Source organism: Bifidobacterium sp. M0399 (assembly GCF_016100595.1).
Classification (GTDB): domain Bacteria; phylum Actinomycetota; class Actinomycetes; order Actinomycetales; family Bifidobacteriaceae; genus Bombiscardovia; species Bombiscardovia polysaccharolytica.
Window position 1 is genome coordinate 13,420 of the sequence record NZ_JACFSD010000004.1, and the last position, 12,233, is coordinate 25,652.

Here is a 12,233-nt window from a genome sequence, read left to right on the forward strand (position 1 = left end):
ACCCTGACCGTGCGGCGGGGCCGTCCGACGCGAGGGACGCCCCCTGATGCTCTTTTCCCCACTACTGTATACGTTCGCGGGGTCCGGAACACAGGAGAACCGCCTGCAAGTCGGCGACATATTCACCCACTCTGCAAGGGTTCAGAGGCTCAGAGGGCTTGCAGGAGGTTGCCGAGTTTGCGGCTGTCCCTGACCGGTCTGCCCTGGCGGAAGGTGATGAACCGCTGGCAGGTTTGGGCCAGGAACTCCTGGTCATGCGAGATGACGATCACCATGACCCCCAGGGAGCGCATATAGCGGATCATTCCAGTCACCTGGTTCATGTGGAGCAGGTCCAGACCGCTGGTGGGCTCGTCCAGAACCACCAGGCGCTTGCCCGACAGTATGGCGGCCGCGATGGCCACCCGCTGCTTCTCACCGCCGGAGAGAGTGTTGGGGTGCCGGCCCAGGAGCCGCTCCAGGTCCAGCTTTCGTGCCACCTCCTTGAAGAGGTCGGTCCGTTTGGCCCCAAGGAGCATCTCGCCCTCCACGGTCTCGCTGAAGAGCTGGTAGTTGACATCCTGAAAGACCATGTAGGAGTCCTCGACACGCTCCCTGACGGTCTGCTTGGTCCCATTCAGGCTGATTTCCGACCTGTCGCCAGGTTTGAGCAGACCGGTCAGGACCGAGGCGAAGGTGCTCTTGCCTGCACCGTTGCGGCCGATGATGCCGGTGATGTCGTCGCTGGACAGGGTCAGGTCGTCCACATCCAGGGCAGGAGCCTGGTCGTGATGGTAGGCATAGGTCAGGTTCCTGACCCGGAGCAGGTCGGGGGTCTTCTCGGTAGTGACTCTGGCAGGGGCGCACGCATTCTCGGTCGCATCCAGGTCCAGGGCCCGCAGGCCCATGGCCTGGCGACTCGGGCCATCCAGTCCCCTCATGGCGGCCGGGGTCAGGTGCTCCGCCAGCCTGCCGTCCTTCATGACCAGGAAGTCGTCGGCCAGGCCGTCCAGGTAGTAGAGGCGGTGCTCGATCAGGACCATGGTCAGGCCCCGGTCCTTCAAGCGGCCCAGGATCTGCGCCAGGCCGGCCACCGCTTCGACGTCCAGGTTGCCTGAGGGCTCGTCCAAGACCAGGATCTGCGGGTCCATCATGCAGGAGGAGGCGATGGCGATCATCTGCTTCTCACCCCCGGAAAGGGAAAAGATGTCCCGGTCCATGAGCGGGGCGATGCCGAAGAGGTCAGCCAACTGGTCTATACGCTCCCGGATGGCCTCCGGCTGGACCCCGGTGTTCTCCAGGGGGAAGGCCAGCTCGCTGCGGACATCGGTGGTAAAGAACTGCGTCTTGGGGTTCTGGAAGACCGACCCCACCTGCTCCGAAAGCCGGTAGATGGGCCGGGCCGTGGTGGGCTCGCCCCCGATCAGGCACACTCCCTCCAGCTTGCCCTCGTAGAGTTCGGGAATCAGGCCGTTGATGACCCTGGACAGGGTGGTCTTGCCGCAACCGCTCGGCCCGGTGACCACGGTAAGCCGTCCCTGACCCATCCGGCAGGAGACCTCCTTGAGGGATGGCTGGCTGGCGCCTTCGTAGGTGAAGCTAAGCCTGGAACATTGCAACATAGGCTCCACATCCCATAAGGACCAGGCCCAAGGCGCACATGAGCGCATCCAGTCCGGTGAAGGCAATCCGTTGGATGGAGGTCTTGGGTCCGGGGTCGCCGATCCCCCTGGTCAGGGCGGCCGAGGTCAGGTCGGAGGCCACATTGGTGGCGTTGTTGAGCAGGGGAACGTAGATGTACTCCATGGTTCGCATCGGATGCCGGACCATGTCCCCGGTGGTGACCGCGATCCCCCTGAACTTCATGGCCCGTCTGATCTGGGCATAGTCGTGCCTGACGGTCGGGAAGAAGCGGAAGAGGACGCTGACGGGGATGACCAGCCACTGGGGGGCGTGGATCTTGCGCAGCAGGTAGACCAGCTCCGAGACCTTGGTGGTGCCCATCATGAAGGCCGCCACCAGCACCAGGGGGAGGATCCTGCCCACGCCGACGAAGAGGAAGAGCAGGTAATGCCCCGGCAGATTCTCGGGAAAGACCATGGCCAAGGAGGCGCCCAAAGCGAAGACCAGGCAGACCATAAGCCAGGCCTGGCCCTTCCTCACTCTGCCCACGATGACCTGGAAGCTGCAGAAGTAGATGTTGATGGCCAGGACCAGCGGGGTGGGCAGGGTGACGAAAATCAAGGCGTTGGCGAAGATGACCAGCAGGAATCTGGTGTAGATGGAGATGGGCCTCATTGCTTGGCGGGTATCCGGTTGAAATGCCGGTCGACGATCCGGGAGCCTATCCATGCCCCGAGCAGGGCGCCGACCAGGGTGGCCAGGATGCAGACCAGGAAAGTGGCTCCGGTGATGGGTGCGAAGACCCCGTTGATGTACTCCTGGCTCTTGCCGCGGCGGACCAGGCTGGCCACATAGGCGTCCTTCATGAACCAGAGGGGTAGGACGGGGCCGGTGCAGCCGAAGGTGAGGATGACGTAGCTCAGGTAACGGGCCAGGTTGGGACGGCTCTCCCTTAGCGAGGACTGAACCAGATCAGCCAGCAGGCCGCAGAAGGCGTAGGGGATGAAGGAGAGGGCGAAGTGGCCGAAGACCAGCAGGAAGAGGCCCATGATGACGCCGACGATGGTGATGGCCCCGAACCTGGGCACGCGGCGGATCATCAGCATGTAGACCGGGCCGGAGACCAGCCCCACCACAGCGGGGATGAAGAGGGAGGACAGGCCGGGCATGACCAGGCCAGCCAGGAAGACGGTGATGAAGTTGCCCACCGCCATACTGACGAAGTAGAGGGCCGTAAAAATGCCGACGTTGACCAGGTCTTTTGTCTTCAGTGCTTTCATAAAGGATCGCTCCCATCTGGGTGGCGGTCGCTCGGCCCTAGGCCATATCCGCCGATTTCAGGTTGTGTCGTCAAGTCTAGGAGGGCCGGAAGGGAAAGTAAATGATATTTTTTTATGTCTCTTGCCAGGGCTTCACAATAAGGGTATTGCCTGGCGCGCGAGGATTTTGTTAGTGTCCACTGAGAGAGGCGTATCAGAAAGGCGGCACGGAGGACAGGCATGATCAGCAAGCGACTACTTCATCTACCGGGAGCCAGGATGGGCGCCAGCCTCCTGCTGGCCCTCCTGCAGACGATCGGCGCGTTGGCGGAGGTCCTCCTCCTGCCGGTGGCCATCGCGGCCGTGGGCCGTTCCCTTGGCCTGGCTGTTCCTCATGCCCTTGCCTGGGTGCCTAATCGGCCCGGACCGCTGGCGGCCTTGATAGGCGGGCTGATCCTGGTTCGACTCCTGACCCAGGCGGTCGCCAGATTTGTCAGCGCCCGGCTGGCTGATGGGATGGGCAAGGCGCTCTCCCAGGCCCTATACCTATCCGTGTTCGACCCCAACAGGCAGGAGGACGACCTGGGCGTTCCGGCGCAGACCCTGGCCAGGCTTTCCACCGAGGGGGTCAAGTCGGTCGTCTCCTACTTCACTGCCTACATTCCGGCCTTGGTCCAGACCGCCCTGATGCTGGTCGTGACCCTGGTCGTCCTCCTGCCTGTCAGCCCTTTGGCTGCGGGGATTGTCGTGATTGGTATGGTGGCCCTGCCCCTGGCTTCCAAGCCCACCATGGGCGAGAACATCAAGATTCAGCTGGGCCAGCTGCGCAAGTACGACAAGGTCGGTGTCCACTTCGAGCATGCCCTGAGGGGGCTCAACACCTCGAAGATCTTCGGGGCAGACCAGCGGCAGGCCGACGATCTGGCCGAGGAGTCCGAAGGGTTCCGCCGGATAACTATGGGAGTGCTGGCTGGGCAGCTGCGCTCGCTGATCAAGGCCGACGTGGTTATCTACACCAGCCTCATCCTTGCGGTCGTGGCCACCGTCCTGATCGGGCAGGGCGGGCCCTCACGACTGCTGTCCTGCCTGATTGTCGCCCTGGCTGGGGTCCGGCTCTTTGCACCTGAGCGGCAGCTGGTCTACATGATGCATTCCGGCATGGTCGCCATCAAGCAGGGCAAGGCCATCGACGATATTCTCCAAGCGCGGCTGGGGAGCGACGGGGAGTCGGCGGCTTCAGGGACGACTCCTGAGTCACGTAAGAAAGTGGCGTCGGAAGTTGCTCAGGCAACGATTCCGGAGGCATCCGGGGAAGCGGTTCCGGAAGCGAGTCTTGAAGCATCAGAGGGAGCAGTTCGGGAATCTGACCCGGAACCTGCATCGGAATCTGATTTGAAACCAGCTTCGGACGTTGTCCGAATTTCTGCATCGGGATCTGCTTTGAAACCTGTTTTGGATGCTGTCCGAATGCCTGCACGGGGATCTGCCTCGAAGTCAGCTTTTGGTGCTGTCCAAATTCTTGCACCAGGTTCTGCCGATATTCCTGCATCGAGTTCTGCCGATGCGATGAGACAGAATACTGGTTCGGTGCGATCAAGCTCAGATCAGGCAGATCCGGCGGATATGTCTGGCGACGATTCGCCGGGCATCAACGCTCGCAATCTGACTTTCACCTATCCTGATGGCTTCCAGGCCCTGACCAATCTGAACTTCGACCTACCTGCCAAGGGGCATGTGGGCCTGGTCGGTGCCTCGGGCTCCGGCAAGAGCACCTTGGCGGGCCTGCTGTCCGGACGCTTACAGGGATATGCCGGAGAGCTGACCATCGGCGGGTGCCAGATCTGCGACCTGTCGCGCGAGGATCTGGTCGGTCTGCAGACCGTGGTTCGGGCAACCGACCATCTCTTTACCGGGACCATCAGATCGAATCTCGATCCGGCCGGACTGGGCTACTCGGATTGGGAGCTGCTGGACGCGCTGGATCAGGTCGGTCTGACCGGTCTTGTCCAAAGCAAGGGCGGGCTGGACGCTCACATCGATCCTGAAGGAGGCAACCTATCCGGTGGGCAGCGCCAGCGTCTGTCCATTGCCCGCGGGCTCTTGCGGCGTTCTCCCGTCTATATCTTCGATGAGGCCACCAGCGCCGTGGACCGCGAACATGACGCTACATTGGCAGCCCTGATGGATGCGCTGGGCAAGGAGTCCCTGGTTCTGACCATCACCCACCGCCTGGCTGGGGTCCGCAATGCCGATTCCATCCTCTTCCTGCAGGAGGGGCGTCTGGCGGAGAGCGGCGGTTTCCGTGAACTGATGGATGCCGGGGGCGGATTTGCGGCCCAGTGGAAGGAGCAGGTCCAGTATGAGGACGGGGAGTGACGACATGCAACATACGACGAGCAACCTGACGATGATGCGCCGTATGGCCCGGCTGATGAAGCCCCTGGCTGGCACGGAGGTCAAGGCCATTCTCTGCGGCAGCTTGGGACATCTCTTTGCTGTCTGGAGCATGATGGCTGCCGCTGCAGCCCTGATTGGTCTGGTTACGGACTGGCCGCCGTTGAATGGGCAGTGGGTCGTCTGGGCCCTGGTGGCGGTTCTAACTGCTCTCAGTCGGGGGGTCATGGCCTATGGGGAGCAGTACTACAACCATGAGATGGCCTTTAGCATGCTTCGTGACATCCGCACGACGGTCTTCGACAAGATGCGGTCCCTGGCCCCGGCCGGCCTGCGGGACCAGGCGCGCGGAGACATGGTGACGGTGATCACCAACGACATCGAGCTTCTTGAGATTTTCTACGCCCACACCCTTTCACCCATCGCCATCGCTCTAGTGACCTCATTGGCCAACCTGGCCCTGCTCACCTGGCTCTCGCCCTGGATGGGCCTGGCCGCCCTGGTCTCCTACCTAATCGTCGGTCTGCTCATCCCCATCCTGAGCGCAAGGCCCACCTTCAAGGTAGCCATGAAGGAGCGGACGGCCCAAGCCAATTTGCACTCTCTGCTTCTGGAGACCCTTCAGGGCCGCACTGAGCTGGCGGGGCTGGGCGCTTTGGAGAATACCCGTCGCCGGGTGGGAGCCGCTACGGACCAGATGCTGGATGCCAGGGGACGTACCTCTGGGCGGACCATCGCCAACGACATGGTCACCAACGTGGTCACTCTGATCTGCGCTGGAGTCTTTACGCTGATGGCCTGCTACCTAGGTTCGACGGGGTTGGTGAATCCGGGCCGGGGAATGATTGGACTGGTCGGCTTCCTATCTTCCTTCGCTCCCTTGATACCTGTGGCCCGGCTAGGCGCTGGCCTGCAGCCTACTTTGGCTGCCGCCAGGCGGGTCTTTTCGCTTTTGGACAAGGAGCCGCCTGTACGTGAGGTGGAATCTGATCATGGGAACCACCTGACGGAGTTCACTGGGGAGGATGCTAAGGCTGTCTCCTTCTCCTACGCTGGCAAGACTGACACGGGTACAGACGATTCGCGTGGCTCTGGCAGCCGGACTTCGGTTTTGGATGGTCTGGATCTTTCCATCAAACCTGGCGAGTTGATCGGCATCCAGGGGGCCAACGGGGTTGGCAAGTCCACTTTGATCGACCTGCTGATGCGGTTCCAGGAGCGTGGCGGCGGGGACCTGACGGTTTCCGGCCTGTCTATCGAGACCATCCGCACCGCCGACCTGCGCGCCCAACAGACCTTGGTGAGCCAGGACACCTACATATTCAGTCTCACTCTTGCAGATAACATCGCTCTTGCCCGGCCCGATGCCAGCAGAGAGGATATTGAGCAGGCAGCTCATGAAGCCTGCCTGGATGATCTGATCGACCAGCTGCCTGACGGCTTGGATCATCTACTTGCTGACAACGGCTCGGACCTGTCCGAGGGGCAGCGGCAACGAGTGGCTCTGGCTCGCGCTTTTTTGAGCTCGGCACCCTTCATGCTCCTGGATGAGCCCACCAGCAACATGGACGCCCTCTTAGAGGGCCGGGTTCTGACCAAGCTGATTGAGCGAAAGGGCGACCGTACCTGTCTGATCGTCTCTCACCGTCCCTCGGTCCTTGCCCGGGTTGATCGGTTGCTGACGCTGCAGGATGGCAGGCTTCTTCCCGCCTGACCTTCTCATAAAAGACGAGATGCAATTCATAGTGTCGCTTTGAATTACTGCTAGCAGCCATAATGCTGTCGATGTAATTTGATCCGGTGCCGGCCCATTCCAACGGGTGATTCCGGCAGTGATTCTATCTACTGACTGTGTGAATGGGAAGTTCAATTGGAGTCAGTTCTGAGAAAAGTGGTTCAGTCAAATAGGAGTCTGTTTTTGCTCGGGATGGTGGTATTTCGACAAGGTTCCTGCACAAGTATGGTTCATTGAGCTTGGTCGCCTCAGAACAGCTGAAAGGCGGAAGATTGCTCTTGATAAAGTCGAGGTCGTTTAGTGCATAAGTAAAATTATCGCTTTACTGATTCACATAACTAATTAATAGGTGGATATTAGCTTAGGTCAGCAGCGCCTGTTACGAAGACAAGCTGTCCCTCTGTCTGGAGATCAACCTGGCTGCTGCCATCCCCCATGGGAATGTGTTCACACATATGAAGCACCTGTTGTGGACCACGTCCCCTCCCTGTTAGTGTCAGCGATAGTCATATTCGTGGCGGGCCGTTGAGTCCAATCCATAGGTGGTCGCGGCTTTGACAAGGTCGCTGAGATGAACAACGCGCTTTCGCAGGCCTTCACCTGGAACGTGGTCATGCTACTCATACCCCTCCTGATCATCCTGATTGGATCGGCGTGGAAGAAGCCGACCATCCCGGTTATGCTGCTCTCGTCGGTGGCTGCCATGTTCAATGCCGTCGTCATCCAGCACTTCTCCGTCACCAATGCATTCAACGCCCTCGTCAACGGGTTCGTCACCTCTATGCTCACCAAGGGCTTCAACTTGGGCCCCGCAGCCAAAGACATCATCAGTCTGTTGAACCGGGGTGGCATGGAGAGCATGATGAGCACCCTCCTGATTGCATTCCGCGCCCTGTCCTTCGCAGGGGTGCTTTCGGCCTCCGGGGCTTTGAACAAGATTGTGGAATCTCTGCTCAAGATCAGCAAGAGCAGCGGCTCATTGATTGTCGTCACCCTGCTGACCGGCATCCTGACCATATCCACCACCTGCAACGGCCAGGTCTCCCTCCTGCTGCCTGGCGAGCTGCTGCGGCTTGCCTACATTCGCCGAGGTCTGCATCCCTGCAATCCCGGTCGAGGCATAGAGGATTCCGGCACCATATTCGAGCCGATCCTGCCCTGGACAGCTGCTGGTGCCTATATGGCGGCCACCTTGGGCGTACAAACGCTCTCTTATATGCCTTGTGCAACACTCTGCTGGACCGGCGTGATCTTCGCCACCATCTGGGGACACACCAGCATCGGCATCCGTAAGCTAACGCCGGATGAGCAGAAGACCATGCTCGCCGAGCTGTATAAGGAGAAGGAAGCGTAGAGCCGTTTCTCTGTTATAGTTAATCGGCGCCACAACCAGAAAATGCCCGTTGTGGTGCTTTTCATGTCAGCGGATAAAAAGACAGGGGCCTGCATGGGTTGGTCTTTTCTCATCATCTCGAAAATAGTAAGGCTGGTTAGCTCGGTTTCAATGATCGGTGCTGAGATAAACGGCGTAACAGTGGTTTCTGTGTCTCTATAGATTGCAGGGTCGGCGCGCTTCCCTGTGAAAGCAGCGTTATATAACCAGTCTGATTTACAGTGAATAACTGCGGCTAAGCGATTTATTAATTTTATCTTTACATCGAATACTTTGTTCATACTGTTATGTCGCATTAATAAATCATAATTTTAAATATTCTAAGATTAATTCCATATTCCTGACCTCGGAAACGGCCGAAGTAAAGCGGGTGCATCTTGGGAAAATAGAAAAACTATCCTCTGTTTGTGCCATATTTTATCTTCGACATACGCGAAAACAATTGACATCTCTCTATATGCAATTACTATTGTATATGTAACGTCAAAAGGGGGTTGGCCATATTTGGCTAACTCTCCACTAATGGGGCAGCGCTTTTCGAGGCGGATGCCCCATTAGTTTAGCTGAGGGGCCAATGTGGACAGTTCAAGGCAGAGGTGTTTGGATAAGAGTCTCGATGCTCAGATTGCTAATTTGCAGAGTGATGGTATCGTATTCAATATCTGTGATGAGGAATCTGCTAAAACATATCTAACTGTCAACACTTATCTATTTCGGATTAAACGATATGCTTCTAATTTCAATAAGCATGGTGACGGGAAGTACAAGAATCTTGATTTTGCTGTACTCAAGGATTTGGCGGTCATTGACTATGAGCTCAGGATGGCACTGGAATATCTGGTATCAAACGCGGAACATGATTTGAAAGTACGATTTAATAATTTGCTAATGTCGAATTCTGAGTTCGATGGTAGAAGGGTCGCAAAGTTAGTTGATCCAGCTGAACATTTCGTGTTTGATGAAGCAAGAGGTTATCGAAATCGGCATGGTCGTAGATGGGTGAAGACAGGAACTAGACTTATGTATTCTCCTTATTCAGATGCCATGGTTCGCAAATATTTCTCTGATCCAGAAATCTGGAATCTATGGGAATGCTTCACCCTAGGCGATTTGATTGACTCATACGAGAAGTATTTGAGGTCACTAAAACTGGAGGATAATGCTACAAAATTTTTTGGCAACTTCCGTAGGCTGCGAAATGCAGTATCGCATAGTGACCCGTTACTGTTAGACGTGAATAGGACGAGCGGCAAGGGCAATGTGCCCAAGACTGAGTTTGTTGATGCATGTTTATCCGAATTGTTCGAAATGAAAAAACCTTCGGCGCCGATTCCAAGCCTGATTAAGAAATCGCAACTTGTTTATGACTATTCAAGTTTTCTGTGCATGTTTCTTATAGTCTGCAACAGCATGCCTGTACGACATAAAGCTGCAAAATTGATGTCAGATCTAGAGCAAAGAATATGCAAGAATTACCAGCAGTATTATCGGGGGAACCCTGAGTGCATCCATTTAGGAAATACTCTTGGATGTATTATGCGTATTTCGGAGGCATTCTCGAAATACATTGAAGCTGAAAGTAATCAGCCACATCAAAGCGGAAGATTGCATTTTATCCCCAAGCTTTCTTCAAGTAGGTGAATTTTGTCCAGTCACTGGTTCGGAGACATCATGGTTTTCTCTAGGTCAGTGCTTAACTGATTTTTAGTTGTTTCGCGCGTCTTTTTGAATAATGGATTGTTTGCGTTATGGCATTTCTGCCTACTCTTCTGGCGTCAAGTTGTGCTAAAAGCACTATGTACGAGGTTTTCATTTCTGTTATAACGATCGGCTTTCTTCAGTGGAGTCCGTAATTAAAAGAGTGAGCCCTAGTATCACATTTCGGCCTGGTAGAGGCGGTTGTGCGTCATGAGCAACTGGAAAATAACAAACGTGAATCACTGCGAGAAGAGAATCAATCGACGAGTATCTCAGTCTAATTCTCTAAGCTCTAGTCGTGGCACAAGTCAGATTTATGGCTTCCGCTGTCATAGTTGTAATGGCAATGATTTTTGCTGAGGACACACTGTTTGCTTGGCTCGGTGTTGATTGTCGTTGAGGATTGTAAACAGCCCTGCTATGTCTGAGGCTATCGGCGGTGGAGGTCTGAGGGGGGGGTATTCGGGCAGTAGGTCGGCTAGTTCGATGTCTAACGCCTGGGCGACGGCGAGGATGTCGGGGTTAGTTCCCCGCGTTCAAGTTTCCAGTAAGTAAAGCTCGAGAGGCACGCATCGGCTGCAACCCCGTCTTGGGAGTATCCCTCGGCTGTGCGTGCCCGGGCGATGTTGATACGGAGTTCTTGGGCATAGTCTTTCGAGCCCGAATCAGCTTTGTCCATAAGTTCAATGCAAATATGATGTCATGTTTACATGGTGATGTATGCATGATGTAATGCGCACAGCAGGGTATTCGGCGCAAGGGTGGCTATGCCTGAGTCAGGTGAAGGGGTCCTTACCGGCAATGACTATGGTTTTATGAGAAGGGTTGAAGGGCAAAGGTGGAGGAAACTGAGAATTGTAAAAGCAACAATTCGAAGCGTAGCCTCAACATTGCAGCTGCCTTGGTACTGGTTGTTGCCGTCATCTGTGGCGGCATCGCAATGCTGACCATGAGCACAATCTAGCAATTGTTTTCTAACAGGATAACGACCAAAATCTACAGGGCTCAAGAGAGCGAATACCGCGAGTACTTGGCATCTGACGAGGTGAAGTCTGCCACGGCGGTTACGGATGATCAGGTGAGCGATGCCCAGACGGCTCCAGACTATGGCTAAGAGCGTGCAGACCTTCAAGCCGGACTCCAGCAGGACTACAGGGGCGAAAACTGACTTGACTGGAGACGCATCACCAGTGGATCGAGAAAGACTATAGAAACTCTGAACGCTCAGACCTCGAAGTTGAAATCAAAGCTGAAGATCCTCAAGGCCGATGTGCTTGCTGTTACGACTTCAAGGGTAAATAAGCAACTTTTGATGCGATCGCAAATGGGGATAAGGTCTTGGGTGATTCAGACGACAAATGCCTGATAGGGACCAGACATATAACGATGTGAACAAGGCCCTGGACTCAGATAAGAACGTACTAAATGCCAAGAAGTCAGTCCTCGAGGCTTTTTCTGACGTCAAGGCCGATCTGGATGCAAGGTCATTGTCGTAAATGATGCAGCCTAAGCCAAAGCTTAGGCGGATCAGGATGCGGCTCAGCAGTAGGACGAACAGGTGCGCTCCACTCAGACCGGAAGTGCGTGGACTTCTGCGGGATCATCCAGTTTGTCCGCCCAGTCGAGGCAGGCAGCGAGCACATCCAGACATTCCCAGACACAGTCTAGGGCCGGACGACAGAGCATACCAGCAAATGGGCGGCGGGCCTGCGCCTCATCACCAGGCTCCTGCAGCCAATCTTGTGCTCGCGCCCACGACCCCTCATTACACTCAGGAACAGATAGATGGGGCACATCACCACATGTGCGTGGAGTACCCTGAGATCGCCAGCGGGTGCTGAATTGCCCGACTAAGGTCGTCGCAGACCCTTATCTGTTTGTGCAATGTCGTTTTCCGTCCTCAGCTTGTCATCGGTGCGCCCGAGGTTCGGCGCATCGCCGCATCGTATTGGCCTGCCGTATTTGCAACAGAGTATGGCATGGTCCTGAACCAGGTACTTAGTTAGCTTAGCCCTCTGAATCTGATGCCTAGCGTTGTCATAGTTGCGACGCGATGCCGAGTTGCAAACTTGATTGTAGATCTGCCGATAAGTCTTATAATAACACTGTTCTTACGCGAGAAGCTGCGGGCAGGATGGACTCCTGTGCATGC

General features: G+C 56.2%; 7 protein-coding genes. 4 read left to right on the plus strand and 3 right to left on the minus strand.

The window, feature by feature from the left end:
- Positions 1 to 149 precede the first annotated feature (149 nt).
- From H3V09_RS08320 to H3V09_RS08330, 3 genes are read right to left on the minus strand one after another with little or no spacing between them, the layout of a single operon-like run.
- The gene (locus H3V09_RS08320) at positions 150 to 1,601 is read right to left on the minus strand and encodes an ABC transporter ATP-binding protein (RefSeq protein WP_198199051.1); all 1,452 of its coding nucleotides are present in this window, start codon (positions 1,599 to 1,601) and stop codon (positions 150 to 152) included.
- Positions 1,579 to 2,277, minus strand: a complete 699-nt coding sequence (locus tag H3V09_RS08325; RefSeq protein ID WP_110412247.1) for an energy-coupling factor transporter transmembrane component T — start codon at positions 2,275 to 2,277, stop codon at positions 1,579 to 1,581. Before H3V09_RS08325 ends, H3V09_RS08320 begins: the two co-directional genes overlap by 23 nt.
- Positions 2,274 to 2,882, minus strand: coding sequence for an MptD family putative ECF transporter S component (locus H3V09_RS08330; RefSeq protein ID WP_198191639.1), 609 nt, complete (start codon positions 2,880 to 2,882; stop codon positions 2,274 to 2,276). Before H3V09_RS08330 ends, H3V09_RS08325 begins: the two co-directional genes overlap by 4 nt.
- A 219-nt stretch (positions 2,883 to 3,101) precedes the next feature.
- Here H3V09_RS08330 and H3V09_RS08335 point away from each other — a divergent pair, with 219 nt between their 5' ends.
- The 4 genes from H3V09_RS08335 (at position 3,102) to H3V09_RS08350 (ending at position 10,024) form a co-directional block, all read left to right on the plus strand.
- Positions 3,102 to 5,237, plus strand: a complete 2,136-nt coding sequence (locus H3V09_RS08335) for an ATP-binding cassette domain-containing protein (protein ID WP_198191640.1) — start codon at positions 3,102 to 3,104, stop codon at positions 5,235 to 5,237.
- Between the two features lie 4 nt (positions 5,238 to 5,241).
- Entirely contained in the window at positions 5,242 to 6,969 is a 1,728-nt protein-coding gene (locus tag H3V09_RS08340; RefSeq protein ID WP_198191641.1) for an amino acid ABC transporter ATP-binding/permease protein, read from the plus strand.
- A gap of 592 nt (positions 6,970 to 7,561) precedes the next feature.
- Positions 7,562 to 8,344: a Na+/H+ antiporter NhaC family protein gene (locus H3V09_RS08345; RefSeq protein WP_198191642.1), complete on the plus strand. Its 783-nt coding sequence runs from the start codon at positions 7,562 to 7,564 to the stop codon at positions 8,342 to 8,344.
- Between the two features lie 639 nt (positions 8,345 to 8,983).
- Positions 8,984 to 10,024, plus strand: coding sequence for an Abi family protein (locus H3V09_RS08350; RefSeq protein WP_198191643.1), 1,041 nt, complete (start codon positions 8,984 to 8,986; stop codon positions 10,022 to 10,024).
- Positions 10,025 to 12,233 lie beyond the last annotated feature (2,209 nt).